Raw genomic sequence first — 16,908 nt, 5'->3', positions numbered from 1 at the left:
GTGTCGGCACGATGCCGCGCTCATGGCGGCATTGTTTCACTTCTGGCGTGTTTTTGTTTCAGAGGGTTTCGATTTTTCCTGATCTCGTCGGGTGCGCCGCGGGGCGCCAACCCTTGCCGCTCCCGGCTTCATCGGTTAGGAAACGCGCGCTGTGGAACGCGGTAGATTTACCGCGCCACGAAGTCATGAACCATCGGGTGCCCAGATTATGGCCGACAAATCGGAAAAGACGAAAGCGCGGCTGCCGCGCGGGTTTGCCGACCGCGGCGCCGAGGACATCCGCGCCGTCGAGAAGATGATGGCGACGATCCGCTCGGTCTATGAGCTCTATGGCTTCGAGCCGGCCGACCAGCCGCTGATCGAATACACCGATGCGCTCGGCAAATTCCTGCCCGACCAGGACCGGCCGAACGAAGGCGTGTTCTCCTTCCAGGACGATGACGACCAGTGGCTGTCGCTGCGCTACGACCTAACAGCGCCGACGGCACGCTTCGTCGCCGAGAATTTCGAACGCCTGCCCAAGCCATACCGCAGCTACCGGTCCGGCTGGGTGTTCCGCAACGAAAAGCCCGGCCCCGGCCGCTTCCGCCAGTTCATGCAGTTCGACGCCGATACGATCGGCACGCCGGGCGTTGCGGCGGATGCAGAGATGGCGATGATGATGGCCGACGTCATGGAAGCGCTCGGCATCAAGCGCGGCGACTATGTCATCCGCGTCAACAACCGCAAGGTGCTGGACGGCGTGCTGGAAGCAATCGGCCTTGGCGGCGAGGAGAATGCCGGTCGTCGGCTGACCGTGCTGCGTGCCATCGACAAGCTGGACAAGCTCGGCGCGGAAGGTGTCCGGCTTCTGCTTGGCCCAGGGCGTTGGGATGGCGGCAAGGAAGGCGAGGGCGACTTCGCCAAGGGCGCCGGGCTGAACGATACTCAAGCCCAAGCCGTCCTTCTGGCGACGGCGCGCAATGCGCAGGCCGGCCAGGATGCCAGCGTCAGCGGCAACACGGTCTACCAGGAGGGCGTCGGCGAACTCGCGACGATCGAAGCCTTGGTCAGGGCCGCCGGATACGGCGAGGACCGCATCGCCATGGACCGTTCCGTCGTGCGCGGCCTGGAATATTACACGGGTCCCGTCTTCGAGGCCGAACTGCTGGCCGAGATCCCCAATGAGGACGGCCAGATCGTACGCTTCGGCTCGGTCGGTGGCGGCGGCCGCTATGACGGATTGGTCTCACGCTTCCGCGGTGAGCCGGTGCCGGCGACGGGCTTTTCCATCGGCGTCTCCAGGCTGATGACGGCGCTGAAGAACCTTGGCAAGCTCGGAAGCGCCGACGTGATCGCGCCGGTTGTCGTGCTGGTCATGGACAAGGACACGGAAAGCCTCGGCCGCTACCAGAAGATGGTGGCGGAACTGCGCGCCGCCGGCATCCGCTCCGAAATGTACCTCGGCGGCGCCGGCATGAAGGCGCAGCTCAAATATGCCGACCGTCGCGGCTGTCCGGTCGCCATCATTCAGGGCGGCGACGAGCGCGCCAAGGGTGAACTGCAGATCAAGGACCTGATCGAAGGCGCGCGCATGTCCGCCGAAATCACCGACAATGCCGAATGGCGCGCCGCGCGCCCGGCGCAGGTGACGGTGGCGGAAAGCGAGCTGGTCGCCGAAGTGAAGAAGATCTTGGCGGCGCAGGCCCAGGAGCGGACCAAGTGACGAGCGCCGCGCGCTCTTGTCCTTCTCCCCTTGTGGGAGAAGGTGGCCTCGCGAAGCGAGGTCGGATGAGGGGTGTTCCAGGGAACGCAAACGCTTCATTCCGACACGCACCCCTCAACCGTCTCGGCGCTGCGCGCCGATCCACCTTCTCCCACAGGGGGAGAAGGGAAGGGCGCGGCATATGACCTCCCGCTACCCCGCCATATCAGCCGACATCATCGCGCTCTTCGCAACCCGCAACACGCATGCGGTGGAAGTTGCCGTGCTGCAGCCGGCCGATCCGTTCCTCGACATGGCCGGCGAGGATCTGCGCCGGCGCATTTTCCTTACGGAGAGCGAGACTGGGCAGACGCTCTGCCTGCGGCCCGAATTCACCATTCCGGTCTGTCTCGACCACATAACCAGCCAGGCCGGCACGCCGCGCCGCTATTCCTATCTCGGCGAGGTGTTTCGCCAGCGCCGCGAGGGCGGCAACGAGTTCTTTCAGGCCGGCATCGAGGATCTCGGCGACCGCGACACGGCTGAAGCGGATGCCCGCTCTGTCGCTGACGCGCACGCACTGCTTTCGCTGGTGCTGCCCGGCAGGCCGCTGGTGGTCACGCTCGGTGATCAGGGCATCTTCGAGGCGGTGCTGGCGGCACTCGGCCTGCCGCGCGGCTGGCGCATGCGGCTGGCGCGCGCCTTCGGCTCGGCGCCGATGCTGGAGGCGGCACTCGCCGATCTCGCCAACCCGCCGCGCAACGGCCAGCTCTCCGGCCCGGTCGCAGCGCTTGTCCTCGACGGTGATCTGGACGGCCTTTCCCAGCACATTGCCGGCGGCATGGAGGAGGCCGGCCTCTCGGCATCGGCCGGCCGCGCGCCGTCGGACATCGCGCGGCGGCTCATCGAGAAGGCCGAGTTGCGCAGCGTGCGGCTGTCGAACGAGGCCTTCGCGGCGCTGAAAGGTTTTCTGGCCATCGACGTGCCGCTCGATGGCGCGGCCCAGGCATTGGAAACCTTCGCCGCCGGCGCCGGACTTTCATTGGGTGCGGCGCTGGAAAAATTCGCGGCCCGCGCCAAGGCGATCGAGGCGCATGGCTTGCCGTCGGGAAAAATCCGCTACGACGCCGCCTTCGGCCGTCCGCTCGATTATTACACCGGTGTGGTCTTCGAAGTCGCGGCCGCAAGTGGCGAGCGTCCCCTGGCCGGTGGCGGCCGCTATGACAGATTGCTGACGCTGCTCGGCGCCAAGACCGCGATCCCCGGTGTCGGCTTCTCGGTGTGGCTCGACCGCATCGAGGCGTTGCGGGAGACGGCACCATGATCACGCTGGCGATCCCGTCCAAGGGCCGGCTCAAGGAGCAGGCGCTGGAGGTGCTGGCCAAGGCCGGCCTCGCCGTCAGCCTGCCCGGCGACGAGCGCAAATATCACGCCCGCGTCGAGGGCCTGGACAATGTCGAAGTGGTCTTCCTGTCGGCTTCCGAAATATCGGGCGAAATAGGGCAGGGCGCGGTCGATCTCGGCATCACCGGCGAGGACCTTGTGCGGGAAAATCTCGCCGACTGGGAAGCGCGGGCCGAGATCGTCGCCCGTCTCGGCTTCGGCCATGCCGATGTCGTGGTCGCGGTGCCCGAGATCTGGCTCGATGTCGACACCATGGCCGATCTCGATGACGTCGCCGCAGATTTCCGCCAGCGCCATGGCCGGCGGCTCAGGATCGCCACCAAATACTGGCGGCTGACGCAGCAGTTCTTTTCGCTCAAGCACGGCATCCAGGTCTATCGCATCGTCGAAAGCCTCGGCGCCACCGAAGGCGCGCCGGCGGCCGGCCTTGCCGACGTCATCGTCGACATAACCACCACGGGCTCGACGCTGCGCGCCAACCATCTCAAGGTGCTGGGCGATGGCGTCCTGCTGAAGTCGCAGGCCTGCCTGGTGGCCTCGAAGAAAGATCGTTCCGCCGCCGATGAGGCCATCTTCCGGGATATAGCCGCGAAAATGACGGCGACGGTCGGATAGCCTGCTTTCCCTGGCGGGAGGGGTGTCACTACCATCGGCGGGATTTCCACCGTTCCGGCAGGCTGATAGGCTCGGTCCGTGCTGGGAGGAGAGAGCGATGCCGGTCAATCTCGACGAGCTGAAGAACGCCACCAATCTGCGCGGACGCGGCGCGCGCTCCGGCATTGTCTTTGTCGCGCCCGTCGACGGCAAGGCGCATGTCTCGGGCGAGCGCAAGGTGCCGTTGCTGGAGGAGACCATTCCGGCCCTGTTCTCCGATACCGTCAGCAAATACGGCACGCTCGATGCCGCAATCTTCGTCGGCCAGGACAAGCGCTTCACCTGGAGCGAACTGTCGGACACCGTCGATGCGCTGGCCGCCGGCTTCCTGGCGCTCGGCCTGCGCAAGGGCGATCGCGTCGGCATCTGGTCGCCCAACCGCTGGGAATGGCTGGTGACGCAATTCGCCACCGCCCGCATCGGCCTGATTCTGGTCAACATCAACCCGGCCTATCGGCTGACCGAGCTGGAATATGCCCTGAACAAGGTCAGCTGCAAGGCTCTGGTGACGGCGGCGAGCTTCAAGACCTCGGACTATCTCGGCATGATCGAGACGCTGGCGCCGGAAATCGCCACGGCGACGCCGGGCAAGCTGAAGGCCGCCAAATTGCCGGCGCTGAGGATCGTCATCCGCATGGGCGAGGAGAACTCGCCAGGCATGTTCAATTTCGGCGACGTGCTGGCCATGGCCGGCCGCGACGAGCATGACAGCCTCGACCGCATCTCCGAGGGTCTGAAGCCGGGCGACGCGATCAACATCCAGTTCACCTCAGGCACGACAGGCGCTCCCAAGGGCGCGACGCTCACTCATCTGAACATCGTCAACAACGGCAACTTCGTCACTTCGGCCATCAAGCTCACTGTCGACGACCGGCTCTGCATCCCGGTGCCGCTCTATCATTGCTTCGGCATGTCGATGGGCACGATGGGTTGTGTGTCGAAAGGCGCGACCATGGTTTTCCCTTGCGAGGGTTTTGATCCCGGCCTGACGCTGAAAGCGATCGCGCAGGAGCGCTGCACGGGCCTCTACGGCGTTCCGACCATGTTCGTCGGCATGCTCGACCATCCGGATTTCTCATCCTTCGATCTCTCCAGCCTGCGCACCGGCATCATGGCCGGCTCGCCATGCCCGATCGAGGTGATGAAGAAAGTGGTGTCGCTGATGCATATGTCGGAGGTGACCATCGCCTACGGCATGACCGAGACCAGTCCGGTCTCGTTCCAGAGCAGCACCGACGATCCGCTGGAAAAGCGCGTGTCGACCGTCGGGCGCATCCATCCGCATGTCGAGGTCAAGGCGGTCGATGCCGATGGCGCCACCGTTGCCGTCGGCGCGCCGGGCGAGCTTTGCACGCGCGGCTACTCGGTGATGAAAGGCTATTGGGACGACGACGAAAAGACCCGTGAGGCAATCGACACCGACGGCTGGATGCACACTGGCGACCTCGCCACCATCGACGCCGAGGGCTATTGCAACATTGTCGGCCGCGTCAAGGACATGGTCATCCGCGGCGGTGAGAACGTCTATCCCAGGGAGGTCGAGGAATTCCTCTACCGTCATCCCAAGGTGCGGGAAGTGCAGGTCTTCGGCATCCCGGATGCCAAATATGGCGAGGAGTTGTGCGCCTGGATCGTGCTCAAACCCGGCCAGGTCGCCACCGAACAGGAAATCAAGGCCTTCTGTGCGGGCCAGATCGCCCATTACAAGATACCGCGCCACATTCGCTTCCGCACCGAATTGCCGATGACGGTGACCGGCAAGCCGCAGAAATTCCTGATGCGTCAGGCGATGGTGGAAGAGTTGGGGCTGGAGGCGCAGAAAACGGCGTGAGGCGGGATCAGCCGCGTCGTACGAAGGCACTGATGCTGTCGAGCAGGGACTGCCGGTCGCCGACCCAGAACCAGTGGTCGTCGCCGTCGACCTCGATGAACCGGGCGCCCGGAATCCTGGACGCGAGGAACCGCCCGGCCTCGATGCGCACGGCGCGGTCGCCTGAACGGTGGAGGACCATCGTCGGGGCGGAGACTTTTGCCAGGAGGTGACGGACATCTGCATCCCGTAATGCCTCGAGCAGGCCCGCGACCGCGCCCGGGCTGGAGGCTGCCCTGAGCAATCCGGCCCACCAGGTCCTCGCCTGACGGTCGCCAGTGAGGCTTGGGGCGAAGGTTTCGATTTCCGCTGGGCCACCCCAACCCGCGAGCAGGCGTTGCTTCCACAGATCATACTGCGCGACGGTCAAGGCGTAGGGATAGTCGGGGGCGCGGCTGCCCTTCGCCAGCGAGCCCCAGAGAACAAGGCCGCTCAGCCGGTCGCTATGCTCGACTGCAAAACGGATGCAGCCCGGCCCGCCCTCCGACGCACCGACCAGCAAGGCCCGGCCGCTGCCGGCCGCGTTCATGACCGCCAGAATATCCTGCGCCGTCGCCTCGACCGTGGGGCGGGCGCCGACGCGGTCTGAAAGCCCCATGCCGCGCCGGTCGAAGAGGATCAGGCGACCCAGGCGCGAAACCGCGGTCAGCCAGGCGCGGCAGCCCGGGTCTTCCCAGATACGCTCGACATGCGAAATGAAGCCGGGAACAAGCACGATGTCCGTCGGGCCGCTACCGACGATCTGGTACGCGATGTGAATGCCGTCCACTGCGACGTAGCACGTCCTGGGCACGTCCACGGTAGCGTCCTGAGTTGGCTCGCGCAGCATGGCTAGCGTGGCGGGGTCCGGCGCTACGCCGAGTTCGTCCCGCAAGAGCCGGATGCACGTCTCAATCTTGCGCTCGGCCGCGGCCCTGTCCCCGGCGGCCAGGTGGACATGGATCAGGTGGCGGTGCGCGCTTTCGCTCAAAGGGTCGAGCGCCGTCAACCGTGTCGCATGAACGACCGCGCCGCGCGGCTCGCCGCCGGCGATCTTGGCTTCGACGAGCCGCTCCAGCGCCTGCACCAGCCGGCCGCGCAAGGTCTCTCGCCGGAAGAAGATCCATTCCTCGAATTCCGGACTGTCCGGCAGCGAGAAGCCGGCGAGATAATCGTCGTTGTAGATGTCGGCTGCCTCGTCGAGAGAGCGGGAATTGCAGGCCTGCTCGAAAACCCTGGTGTCGATCTCGGCGGACAAGGCCGGGTGCAGGCTCAGCGAGGCGCCTGTGGCGGCGATGATCTCTCTGTCGAACGCGATGCGGATTTTATAGAGTGTCCGCCGAAGGCGGGCGCGAGCGAGCTGTTCGTCGGTCTCGGGCCACAGAAGCGTGGCGACGACATCGCGCGCCACCGGTCCGCCGGCCTCGGCCAGGTAGATGAGGAGCGCCGCCGCCTTGCGCAAGGCAAGTTCCACCCGCCGGCCGCTCAAGCGGAACTCCGGAAAACCCAGAAATCGGAATTCCAATCGCTCCATCGATCCGACCACGGCCATGCGGGGACGCTGAGGGGACGCCGGCCTTCTATCCATTCCCACGACATCGGGCCGATCGGGCCCGATCATGAGACTCCCTTGGAGCGAGAAATGTCACTGGTCAATACTCTCATCCACCATTGCACAGCAGGGCCTGTTGCCGGCGGTGGCGCCCCTGTTGGCGCTGCCGGCGCAGGGCAGGGAGGCTGAGACATGTGCCAATCCTGTCTCTCCTGGTACGCGCGCTGCATGGCTCCCTACTTCGTCCACGTCGGCTGTTCAGCCCGCACTTTCACGCATATGCGACGGCGCCTGATCCCACGGGCAGATGGCGTTGTCGTCGAGGTCGGTTTCGGGTCCGGCCTGAACCTTCCCTATTACGACGCCGGCAGGGTGAAGCGGCTGGTCGGCGTCGATCCCGACGGCACGATGCTCGGCCTGGCCGAACCGAAGAGCCGTTCCTTGCCATTCAAGGTCGACTGTATCCGGGCCAGCGGTGAAAGACTGCCGTTGATCGACAGCTTCGCCGACACGGTCGTCGTCACCTACGCCTTCTGCACCATTCCGGATCCCGAGGCGGCGCTGACCGAGATCCGGCGCATCCTGAAGCCCACGGGCCGGCTGATCTTCATAGAGCATGGCCAGGCCGAGGGGCCGCGCTGCCGCAAATGGCAGGAGCGTCTGAACCGGTCCTGGGGCCGACTCGCCGGCGGCTGCCACCTCAACCGCGATCCATTGCACCTGATCCGGGCGGCGGGCTTCCATGTCGTCGAAGCGGAGCGTGAACGGTTCCGGCTACCCTTCTGGCAGTTGGGAAGTCACCATGCCGGCATCGCGATACCCCCAACGGGCTGATGCGCCTTCGCCCTGCTATCGCCGCCCACCACGTATTTCCACCGGCCTCGGCGCCGAACCCGGCTCCTGGACCAGCGGGCCGAGCAGCACTTCGCCGAACAGCGGCTGGTAGCTCCGGCGCACCGCCGGGTCCTCCTTGAAGGACAGAGCGTATTGGCCGATCTGGTGGAAATAGGTGATGCGGGCCCTGACCAGGCTCTCATCCTCGGGATAACCCATGGCGCGGAAGGAACGGATTAGGAGCTCGATGCGCAGGTCGTCGATATCCTTGACTTCCCGCGCCAGCTTTTTCGAAGTTCGCGACCAGTCGCGCACGGCGAGGTCGAGCAGGGGACTGAACGGGGCCTCGTCGACCCAGACATGCACGATGTCGGTGAAGAACTGCAGGCCGTCTATATCTAGTATCTCGCGCATCGCCCAGAAGGGCTCGCAATTGATGTCCCGCCATTCCTGCAGCAGTCCGTCACGAAGATCGGCCAGGCTGGTGAAATGGAAATAAAAGCTGCCGCGCGTCACCTTGAACTGCTTGGCGAGGCGGTCGATCTTGACCTCGCCGATGCCGTGTTTCTCCAGCACCTTGCGCGCCGCCGATATCCAGGCCTCGCGGCTCAGCGTCTGCCGCGCCGCCTTCGCGGGCGCGGCGGCTTTGGGCGGTCTCTTGCCTCTGCCAGGGGCGCTGTCGGCTTTCATGTGGTCAAGACCTTCATCGCCATGCTCAACGCCTGCAATCCGTTTGCCGGCTCCGATGCGCTTCGCGACTCATCAAGTGCCCATCTATCGCGGAAGGCGCAACTCAGGGCAATGCGCTTATCCGCTCCAGCATGAGTTCGAAGAACGGCGCCGGATCGATGCGCCGCAGCACATTGCAGTTCTTGCGCCGACCGGTGACATGCCACCAGTCGACGACCGTCATGCCGATCGTCTCCGGCGAGACAATGTCGACCGTCACCGCGCACTGGCGCTGTTCATAGATTTGCGGCGCCAGGAGATAACCTGTCACGCAGGCATCGTGGATGGGGCGCGCCGGCGTCTCGAATTTGTGGGTGCCGTACTGGCGGTAGAAGTCGGCCAGGTTCGCGGCCTCGATCGCGGCGCGGCTGCCGGTGGCGCGCAGGCGGTCCAGCCATTCGGGCGTCATCAGTGCGGTGTAGGTGCAGTCGATACCCGCCATGGTCACCGGCACGCCGCTGTCGAACACCTTGTGCGCGGCGTGCGGGTCGACGAAGATGTTGAACTCGGCGGCCGGCGTGGCGTTGCCGCCCTGGAAGAAGCCGCCGCCCATCAGCACCACTTCGCGCAGGCGAGGCACGATCCTCGGCTCCATGGTCATGGCCATGGCCAGATTGGTCATCGGCCCGAGCGTGCAGACGGTCAATTCGCCTTCAGGCGCGTCCATGATCGCGCGCACCAGGTGGTTGACCGCGTGTTCGTCCTGTAGCGGCGTCACCGGTTCGGCAAGGTCGGCGCCGTCGAGGCCGGTTTCGCCATGGACGTATTCGGCGGTGATCAGCGTGCGCACCATCGGCGCCGGGCAGCCGGCATAAACAGGCACATCCGGCCGCCCTGCAAGCTCCACGACCTTGAGCGCATTCTTCGAGGTCAGTGCAAGCGGCACGTTACCGCCGACCGTAGTGATGCCGACCACGTCGAGTTCATCGGGCGACCCCAGTGCGAAGAGGATGGCGAAGGCGTCATCCTGGCCGGGATCGGTGTCGATGATGATCTTGCGTGGTGCCATGATGCCGCGTCCTTCGTTTTGCGATCGAAAGCCTATTGATGAGGCCGTTCGGATGTGTAGAAATACAGTACTGTATCTTATGTTCAAGACAGGGTGTTCGAAAATGGATGGACAAGAGCGCGGCGATTTTTCCGAAATTCCGATCCTCGACGTCTCGGCGCTCTATGGCGACGACGAAGCGGCGATCCGGGCGACGGCAGCGACACTGCGCCGCTATCTCGAGACGATCGGCTTCCTCTATGTCACCGGCCACCCCATTCCGCGCGCCGATGTCGAAGCGGTCCGCGAGGCCTCCAAGCGTTTCTTCGCCTTGCCCGAGGAGGAGAAGGCCAAGCTGAAGATCGACAAGAATTTCCGCGGCTTCCTGCCCTTTGCCGGCTCGACCATCGTGACCTCGTCCGTGGCGGCGGTCAGCAAGCCGAACCAGAGCGAATCGATCTTCTTCATGCACGAGGTCGGCGCCGACGATCCCCGGGCTTTGGCCGGCAAGCCGCTGCAAGGCCCCAACCAGTGGCCTGACGAGGCCGCTCTTGCCGGCTTCAGGGAGACCATCGAGCGCTATGTCAAGGAGATGGGCACGCTCGCCCGCAAGATGGTGCGTGCCATCGCGCTCTCGCTCGGGCTGCCCTCCGACAGCCTCGACCGCTATTTCGAGCAGCCGACGACCTTCCTGCGGCTGCTGCACTATCCGACGCAGCCCCAGGAAGAGGGCCTGTTCGGCTCGGCCCCCCACACCGACTATGGCTTCATCACCCTGTTGGCGCAGGACAATGTCGGCGGCCTCGAGGTCAAGAACAAGGCCGGTAACTGGGTTCCAGCACCTCCGGTTCCGGATTCCTTCGTCATGAATGTCGGCGACATCCTGGCGCGCTGGTCCAACGACCAGTTCGTCTCGACGCCGCACCGCGTCATCAACCGCTCCGGACGCGAGCGCTATTCGCAGCCCTTCTTCTTCGATCCGTCCATGGATGAAACGATCGCCGCACTTCCGGTCTGCGTGCCGGCCGGCACACGGCCGAAATACGAGCCGGTGCTCTATGGCGATTACCTGATGGAGCGCATCGACAAGAATTATCACTACCGCAAGAAGAAGGCGGCCGAAGCCGCTGCTTCGTAAGGAATGCCGAGCCCGCGCCGGCCACCGGCTCGGGCTCTGCCACAAAGATCGTAAACAGGACAAGAATCGTAAACAGGACAAGAAAGGGGAACAGCAATGAACAGATATCTGCGAATGACCAGTCTCGCGCTGGCGGTCTCCGCCACCGTCTGGGGCGGGGTTTCCAAAGCCGCCGATGTGCCGAAATCGGCTGAGGTGAAGCAGAGCGGAACGCTCGCCGTCGCCAACACGCTGGACTTCGCGCCGTTCGAATATCTCGACGCCGACGGCAAGCAGACCGGCATCATCATCGAACTCGCCGGCGAGGTGGCCAAGCTCGTCGACGCCAGGCTCGATATCCAGCGCACGCCGTTCCCGTCGATGATCCCGGGCCTCGCGGCCGGCCGCTTCAAGATCGCCTGGGAGACCTTTTCGGCCACGCCGGAGCGCCTGAAGCAGGTCGATTTCGTCATGTTCCTGAAAGCGGGCCTCGCCGTATCGACGTCACCCGACAAGAAGGCGAGCTTCAGCGGCGACACGCCGCTCTGTGGCAAGCGCATAGGCGTCTCGGCCGGCAGTGCTTCGGATTTCCTGGTCGACAAGCTCGGCAAGGAATGCACCGACAAGGGCCAGAAGGCGATCGAAAAGTCGGTGTTCAATTCCTCTACCGATATCGTCCAGGCCGTGCTTTCGGACCGCGTCGACGGGCGTATGGACGATGCCACGGCATCGAGCTATTTCGAGGTGACGAGCAAAGGGCAACTGGTGGTCCTGCCGACGCTTTATGAAGTCGCGCCACTCGGCATGGCGATCGCCAAGGACGACAAGGAGACCGCCGGCATGATGGTGGCGGCACTTGCCGAGCTGTTCAAGAACGGCACGTACAAGGCTATCCTGGAGAAGTACGGCATGGGTGCCTACGCGATCAAGGAACCGTATTTCGTTGGCTCCATGGACGCGCTTCGCGCCGAATAGAGACTATCCGGCGCCTGATGCTTCATCGGGCGCCGGCCCGCAACCTGGAGGCATCTGATGGGCGTGGCCCACCCGACCGAGATCGACATCGAGCCGGGCGCCGCCGCGGCGGTGTCACGACTGATCGTCGTGCCGCAGCGCCGCTATGGCATCTGGATCGGCACGGCGTTCGCCCTGCTGCTGGCCTTCCTGATCATTCGCGCTTTCGCCAGCAACCCGGCCTTTGCCTGGGGCACGGCAGCCGGCTACCTGTTCCATCCCTCGATCATGCGCGGCCTCGGCAACACGCTGATGCTTACCGTCATCATCATGGTGCTGGCGATCGTGGTCGGCACCGTCATCGCCATCATGCGGGTGTCGCCGAGCCCGGTGCTGCGCGCCTTTTCCGGCGTCTATGTCTGGTTCTTCCGCGGCGTGCCCGCGCTGATCCAGCTGATCTTCTGGTTCAACCTGTCGCTGCTGGTGCGCGAGATCTCGCTGACGCTGCCGTTCCTGGGCACGCTGTTTTCCGTGCGCACCAATGATTTCATGACCCCGTTCTTCTCTGCCGTCGTCGCGCTTTCGCTGTGCGAGGCCGGCTACATGGCCGAGATCATCCGCGCCGGCATCAAGTCGGTGCCGTCCGGCCAGTCGGAAGCGGCGAGCGCGCTCGGCATGCCTTATCGCATGATCCTGAAGCGCATCACCTTGCCGCAAGCCATGCGCTTCGTGCTGCCGCCGACCGGCAATGAGGCGATCAACCTCCTGAAGATGACCTCGCTGGTAACGTTCATCGCCGTCGATGACCTGTTCTACACCGCGCAGAGCATCTACGCGCGCACCTTCGAGACGATCCCGCTGCTGATCGTGGTCGCCTTCTGGTATCTCGCCGTGGTCAGCATCATGTCGGTCGGGCAGCATTTCCTGGAGCGCCATTTCGGCCGCAGCGATATCCGCCGCGACCCCCTGACGATGCGCGCCTTGCGCAACGCCATCAGCCTGCGCGGCCTTGCCCGATGAGCGATGTGAAATCCGAAAATCGTGCCCGCTTCGGCGTGCCGGCCGATTCCATGGTGTTCGCGCGCGGCGTGCGCAAAACCTATGGCCAGCTTGAAGTTCTCAAAGGCGTCGACCTCGATGTGCCGGAGGGATCGGTCGCCTGCATCATTGGTCCGTCCGGATCCGGCAAGAGCACGTTCCTGCGCTGCATCAACCATTTGGAAAAGCTCAGCGGCGGCATCCTGCTCGTCGACAGCCAGTTCGTCGGCTACGACCTCCAGGGCGACAAGCTCTATGAGGTGAAGGACGATCTTCTGTGCCGGCGCCGCGCCGAGATCGGCATGCTGTTCCAGTCGTTCAACCTGTTCTCGCACATGACCGTGATGGAGAACCTGATCGAGGCGCCGACGCAGGTGCGGCGAATCCCGCTGGACCAGGCGAAGGCCGAGGCGGAGGTGCTGCTGCGGCGTGTCGGCCTCGCCGACAAGGTCGACCGCTATCCGCGCGAACTGTCCGGCGGTCAGCAGCAGCGTGTCGCGATCGCGCGCGCCATGGCGATGAAGCCCAAGGTGCTGCTCTTCGACGAGCCGACCTCGGCGCTCGATCCGGAACTGGTCGGCGAAGTTCTGCAGGTCATGCGCGACCTTGCCGAGAGCGGCATGACGATGGTCGTCGTCACCCATGAGATCGGCTTCGCCCGTGAGATCGGCGACCAGCTCGTTTTCATGGACGGCGGCGTGATCGTCGAACGCGGTACCCCGCGCGAGATGATCGCCAATCCGACATCGCCGCGCACCCGCGAGTTCCTGTCCAGGGTTCTGTAGCGCCGGTTAGACCGGCTCTCAGCCAGCCAGCACCGCCGCGCCGAGGCCCCGGATGATCTTCGCCAGCTCGACGCATTCGCCATGCCGCGCATTGTTGCGCCGCCAGGCAAGGCAGATCATGCGCTGCGGCATCGGCTCCTGGAACGGCACGATCTTGAGGTCGGGGATAGTGCCGGCGGGGCCGACCGCCATTTCGGGGATGAGTGTGACGCCGAGCCCGTGCGCCACCATCTGCAGGAGCGTCGTCAGGCTGGTGGCGCCGTAGCTTGCCATCGCCACCGGCCGCACATTGCCGCAGACGGCCAGCGCCTGTTCGCGCAGGCAATGGCCTTCTTCCAGCAGCATCAGTCTCTCCAGCGCCGGGCTCTCGGGTGGAACCGGCGGCGATGCAAAGGCCGGATCGCCTGATGGCACGGCCAGGAAGAACCGGTCGGGAAACAGCGCCTCGGTGATCAGCCCGGGATGGTCGAGCGGAAGTGCGGCGATGAAGGCATCGAGTTTTCGCGATGCGGTGTCCTCGACCAGGGAGGTGGTGACCGCCTCGCGCAATTCGAGCCGCAAGGCCGGGAAATGTTTCTTCAGTTCGGGCAGGGCGCGCGGCAGAAGATAGGGCGCGACGGTCGGGATGATGCCCAGCCGGAAGCGTCCCTCCATCGCCGTGCGGCCGCGCCGGGCCGTCGTTTCCACGTCACGTATGTCAGCCAGGATGCGCTCGATGCGCGGCAACAGAGTAATCGCTTCGTCCGTCATGCGCACCGACCTGCCCCCGCGTTCGAACAGCCGGCAGTTCAGCCGTTGCTCCATTTCGGCGATCTGGGAAGACAGCGCCGGCTGGCTGACGCCGGCAAGTTTCGCCGCGCGCCCGAAATGCAGCGTTTGCGCCAGCGCGTCGAAATAGTGCATCTGGCGAACTGTCAATCCGATCATGCAGTCAAGCCTGTCATAAGAAAATCCTATCGAAATAAACAGGAAAGGCAATTTGTTTTTATCGCCAGTGTGGCCTAGTCTCGAACCGTTCCAGATTGGCGCGGGCCGCCGGCCGCCCCCAAAATCTCGGCAAAAATCAACCTCGGCAAAATCAAACCTCGGCAAAATTGGAGTGAGAGATGGACGCGAAAACCGACGATAACAGCGCGGGCAAATGCCCCGTGGCGCATGGATCCGCCGGCCGGACCAACCGTGACTGGTGGCCGAACCAGCTTGACCTCGGCGTTCTCCACCAGCAGTCGAACCTGTCCGACCCGATGGGCGAGGACTTCGACTATGCCAAGGAATTCGCAAGCCTCGATCTCGATGCGGTCATCAAGGATCTGCACCATGTGATGACGGACTCGCAGGATTGGTGGCCGGCTGACTTTGGCCATTACGGGCCGCTGTTCATCCGCATGGCCTGGCACAGCGCCGGAACCTACCGCATTGGCGACGGCCGCGGCGGCGCCGGAGCGGGCCAGCAGCGTTTCGCGCCGCTCAACAGCTGGCCGGATAATGCCAATCTCGACAAGGCGCGCCGCCTGCTCTGGCCGGTCAAGCAGAAATATGGCCGCAAGATTTCCTGGGCCGACCTGTTGATCCTCACCGGCAACGTCGCCCTGGAATCGATGGGCTTCAAGACCTTCGGCTTCGCCGGCGGCCGCGCCGATGTCTGGGAGCCAGAGCAGGACGTGGACTGGGGTTCCGAAACCAAGTGGCTCGGCGACGAGCGCTATTCGGGCGACCGTGAGCTTCGCGGCCATCTCGGCGCCGTGCAGATGGGCCTGATCTACGTCAATCCGGAAGGCCCGAACGGCAAGCCCGATCCGCTTGCCTCGGCCCGCGACATCCGGGAAACCTTCGCGCGCATGGCCATGAACGACGAGGAAACCGTGGCGCTGATCGCCGGCGGTCACACTTTCGGCAAGACCCATGGCGCCGGCGACGCCTCGCTGGTCGGTGCCGAACCCGAAGGCGCCGGCATCGAGGCGCAGGGTCTCGGCTGGTCGAGCAAGCATGCCTCAGGCATTGCCGGCGACGCCATCACCTCGGGCCTCGAAGTCACCTGGACGACGACGCCGACCAAGTGGAGCAACAACTTCTTCGACAATTTGTTCAACTATGAATGGGAACTGACCAAGAGTCCGGCCGGCGCCCATCAGTGGACGCCGAAGGCTGGCGCCGGTGCCGGCACGGTGCCGGATGCGCACAATCCCTCGAAGCGTCACGCGCCGGCCATGCTGACCACCGACCTCGCGCTGCGGGCGGACCCGGCCTACGAGAAGATCTCGCGTCGTTTCCACGAGCATCCGGACCAGTTCGCCGATGCCTTCGCCCGCGCCTGGTTCAAGCTGACCCACCGCGACATGGGTCCGGTCGTGCGCTATCTCGGCCCGTTGGTGCCGAAGGAAGAGCTGATCTGGCAGGACCCGATCCCCGCGATCGATCATGAACTGGTCAGCGACCAGGACATCGCATCGCTGAAGGCCAAGATCCTGGCCTCCGGCCTGTCGGTTTCCGAACTGGTCTCGACAGCCTGGGCCTCGGCTTCGACCTTCCGCAACTCCGACAAGCGCGGCGGCGCCAACGGCGCCCGCATCCGGTTGGCACCGCAGAAGGACTGGGCCGTCAATGAGCCGGCCCAATTGTCGAAGGTGCTGGCCAAGCTCGAAGCCATCCAGAAGGAGTTCAATACCGGTGGCAAGAAGGTCTCGCTGGCCGACCTGATAGTGCTCGGTGGCGTTGCCGCGGTCGAGAAGGCGGCGAAGGATGGCGGCAACGACGTGAAGGTGCCGTTCACGCCAGGCCGCATGGATGCCTCGCAGGAGCAGACGGACGTCCACTCCTTTGCCCCGCTCGAGCCGAAAGTCGACGGCTTCCGCAACTATGTCAGGGGCAAGCAGCCCATGTCGGTCGAAGCCATGCTGGTCGACCGGGCGCAGTTGCTGGGCCTGACGGCGCCGGAGCTGACGGTGCTTGTCGGCGGTCTGAGGGTGCTTGGTGCCAACACCGGGCAGTCAAAGCACGGCGTGTTCACCGACAGGCCGGGTACGCTGACCAACGACTTCTTCGTCAACCTGCTCAGCATGAGCACGGTGTGGGATCCGGCTGCCGGCTCCGAGCCGGGCTCGGAAGAGGTCTACGAGGCGCGCGACCGCAAGACCAAGGCGGTCAGGTGGACCGGCACCCGTGCCGATCTGATCTTCGGCTCGCACGCACAATTGCGTGCATTGGCCGAAGTCTATGGATCCGGGGATGCCGGGCAGAAATTCGCCCGGGATTTCGTTGCGGCATGGACCAAGGTGATGAACGCCGATCGCTTTGATATCGCTGCCTGATCCGAACTTAAG

Annotated in this window: 14 protein-coding genes; 10 read left to right on the top strand and 4 right to left on the bottom strand. The window is 64.6% G+C overall.

Annotation, left to right across the window (positions count from 1 at the left end):
- Positions 1 to 208: 208 nt before the first annotated feature.
- The 4 genes from hisS (at position 209) to EN861_RS00465 (ending at position 5,573) form a co-directional block, all read left to right on the top strand.
- Entirely contained in the window at positions 209 to 1,705 is a 1,497-nt protein-coding gene (hisS, locus tag EN861_RS00480) for a histidine--tRNA ligase (protein ID WP_127278596.1), read from the top strand.
- A gap of 181 nt (positions 1,706 to 1,886) precedes the next feature.
- Positions 1,887 to 3,008: an ATP phosphoribosyltransferase regulatory subunit gene (locus tag EN861_RS00475; RefSeq protein ID WP_135861804.1), complete on the top strand. Its 1,122-nt coding sequence runs from the start codon at positions 1,887 to 1,889 to the stop codon at positions 3,006 to 3,008.
- Positions 3,005 to 3,703, top strand: a complete 699-nt coding sequence (gene hisG / locus EN861_RS00470; RefSeq protein WP_127280715.1) for an ATP phosphoribosyltransferase — start codon at positions 3,005 to 3,007, stop codon at positions 3,701 to 3,703. The genes EN861_RS00475 and hisG overlap by 4 nt, the downstream gene beginning before the upstream one ends.
- Positions 3,704 to 3,800: 97 nt before the next feature.
- Positions 3,801 to 5,573 (top strand): AMP-binding protein, encoded by a 1,773-nt coding sequence (locus tag EN861_RS00465; protein WP_127280716.1) that lies wholly within the window; start codon positions 3,801 to 3,803, stop codon positions 5,571 to 5,573.
- 7 nt (positions 5,574 to 5,580) lie between these two features.
- Here the strand turns inward: EN861_RS00465 and EN861_RS00460 are convergent, their stop codons facing one another.
- Positions 5,581 to 7,143, bottom strand: coding sequence for an alpha/beta hydrolase (locus EN861_RS00460; RefSeq protein WP_245511971.1), 1,563 nt, complete (start codon positions 7,141 to 7,143; stop codon positions 5,581 to 5,583).
- 192 nt (positions 7,144 to 7,335) lie between these two features.
- Here EN861_RS00460 and EN861_RS00455 point away from each other — a divergent pair, with 192 nt between their 5' ends.
- On the top strand, positions 7,336 to 7,977 hold the full coding sequence (locus EN861_RS00455) for a class I SAM-dependent methyltransferase (protein WP_127280896.1): 642 nt from the start codon (positions 7,336 to 7,338) through the stop codon (positions 7,975 to 7,977).
- 15 nt (positions 7,978 to 7,992) lie between these two features.
- Here the strand turns inward: EN861_RS00455 and EN861_RS00450 are convergent, their stop codons facing one another.
- A complete protein-coding gene (locus EN861_RS00450; RefSeq protein ID WP_127280897.1) occupies positions 7,993 to 8,667 on the bottom strand; it encodes a TetR/AcrR family transcriptional regulator in 675 nt (224 codons plus the stop codon).
- 103 nt (positions 8,668 to 8,770) lie between these two features.
- Complete coding sequence (locus EN861_RS00445) at positions 8,771 to 9,715, bottom strand: nucleoside hydrolase (RefSeq protein WP_135861801.1); 945 nt, start codon at positions 9,713 to 9,715, stop codon at positions 8,771 to 8,773.
- Between the two features lie 103 nt (positions 9,716 to 9,818).
- On the opposite strand from EN861_RS00445, the gene EN861_RS00440 reads away from it, so the two are divergent.
- From EN861_RS00440 to EN861_RS00425, 4 genes are all read left to right on the top strand, one after another.
- The gene (locus EN861_RS00440) at positions 9,819 to 10,832 is read left to right on the top strand and encodes a 2OG-Fe(II) oxygenase family protein (RefSeq protein ID WP_127277883.1); all 1,014 of its coding nucleotides are present in this window, start codon (positions 9,819 to 9,821) and stop codon (positions 10,830 to 10,832) included.
- A gap of 96 nt (positions 10,833 to 10,928) precedes the next feature.
- Positions 10,929 to 11,786: an ABC transporter substrate-binding protein gene (locus EN861_RS00435; RefSeq protein ID WP_127277882.1), complete on the top strand. Its 858-nt coding sequence runs from the start codon at positions 10,929 to 10,931 to the stop codon at positions 11,784 to 11,786.
- 57 nt (positions 11,787 to 11,843) lie between these two features.
- A complete protein-coding gene (locus EN861_RS00430) occupies positions 11,844 to 12,785 on the top strand; it encodes an amino acid ABC transporter permease (RefSeq protein WP_127277881.1) in 942 nt (313 codons plus the stop codon).
- Positions 12,782 to 13,588, top strand: a complete 807-nt coding sequence (locus EN861_RS00425; protein WP_127870945.1) for an amino acid ABC transporter ATP-binding protein — start codon at positions 12,782 to 12,784, stop codon at positions 13,586 to 13,588. Before EN861_RS00430 ends, EN861_RS00425 begins: the two co-directional genes overlap by 4 nt.
- Before the next feature lie 18 nt (positions 13,589 to 13,606).
- Here the strand turns inward: EN861_RS00425 and EN861_RS00420 are convergent, their stop codons facing one another.
- On the bottom strand, positions 13,607 to 14,515 hold the full coding sequence (locus EN861_RS00420; protein ID WP_135861799.1) for a hydrogen peroxide-inducible genes activator: 909 nt from the start codon (positions 14,513 to 14,515) through the stop codon (positions 13,607 to 13,609).
- A 179-nt stretch (positions 14,516 to 14,694) separates the two neighbouring features.
- On the opposite strand from EN861_RS00420, the gene katG reads away from it, so the two are divergent.
- On the top strand, positions 14,695 to 16,896 hold the full coding sequence (katG, locus tag EN861_RS00415; protein WP_135861797.1) for a catalase/peroxidase HPI: 2,202 nt from the start codon (positions 14,695 to 14,697) through the stop codon (positions 16,894 to 16,896).
- Positions 16,897 to 16,908 lie beyond the last annotated feature (12 nt).

It is taken from the genome of Mesorhizobium sp. M8A.F.Ca.ET.218.01.1.1, assembly GCF_004791165.1.
Taxonomy (GTDB): Bacteria; Pseudomonadota; Alphaproteobacteria; order Rhizobiales; family Rhizobiaceae; genus Mesorhizobium.
The sequence above is the reverse complement of the archived record's forward strand: the minus strand, read 5'-3'. Positions and strand labels throughout refer to the sequence as shown.

What these genes read in the sequence shown, in the direction of transcription:
- hisS (WP_127278596.1), top strand. Translation starts at nt 209, where the DNA reads ATGGCCGACAAATCGGAAAAGACGAAAGCGCGGCTGCCGCGCGGGTTT.
- EN861_RS00475 (WP_135861804.1), top strand. Translation starts at nt 1,887, where the DNA reads ATGACCTCCCGCTACCCCGCCATATCAGCCGACATCATCGCGCTCTTC.
- hisG (WP_127280715.1), top strand. Translation starts at nt 3,005, where the DNA reads ATGATCACGCTGGCGATCCCGTCCAAGGGCCGGCTCAAGGAGCAGGCG.
- EN861_RS00465 (WP_127280716.1), top strand. Translation starts at nt 3,801, where the DNA reads ATGCCGGTCAATCTCGACGAGCTGAAGAACGCCACCAATCTGCGCGGA.
- EN861_RS00460 (WP_245511971.1), bottom strand. Translation starts at nt 7,143, where the DNA reads ATGGCCGTGGTCGGATCGATGGAGCGATTGGAATTCCGATTTCTGGGT.
- EN861_RS00455 (WP_127280896.1), top strand. Translation starts at nt 7,336, where the DNA reads ATGTGCCAATCCTGTCTCTCCTGGTACGCGCGCTGCATGGCTCCCTAC.
- EN861_RS00450 (WP_127280897.1), bottom strand. Translation starts at nt 8,667, where the DNA reads ATGAAAGCCGACAGCGCCCCTGGCAGAGGCAAGAGACCGCCCAAAGCC.
- EN861_RS00445 (WP_135861801.1), bottom strand. Translation starts at nt 9,715, where the DNA reads ATGGCACCACGCAAGATCATCATCGACACCGATCCCGGCCAGGATGAC.
- EN861_RS00440 (WP_127277883.1), top strand. Translation starts at nt 9,819, where the DNA reads ATGGATGGACAAGAGCGCGGCGATTTTTCCGAAATTCCGATCCTCGAC.
- EN861_RS00435 (WP_127277882.1), top strand. Translation starts at nt 10,929, where the DNA reads ATGAACAGATATCTGCGAATGACCAGTCTCGCGCTGGCGGTCTCCGCC.
- EN861_RS00430 (WP_127277881.1), top strand. Translation starts at nt 11,844, where the DNA reads ATGGGCGTGGCCCACCCGACCGAGATCGACATCGAGCCGGGCGCCGCC.
- EN861_RS00425 (WP_127870945.1), top strand. Translation starts at nt 12,782, where the DNA reads ATGAGCGATGTGAAATCCGAAAATCGTGCCCGCTTCGGCGTGCCGGCC.
- EN861_RS00420 (WP_135861799.1), bottom strand. Translation starts at nt 14,515, where the DNA reads ATGATCGGATTGACAGTTCGCCAGATGCACTATTTCGACGCGCTGGCG.
- katG (WP_135861797.1), top strand. Translation starts at nt 14,695, where the DNA reads ATGGACGCGAAAACCGACGATAACAGCGCGGGCAAATGCCCCGTGGCG.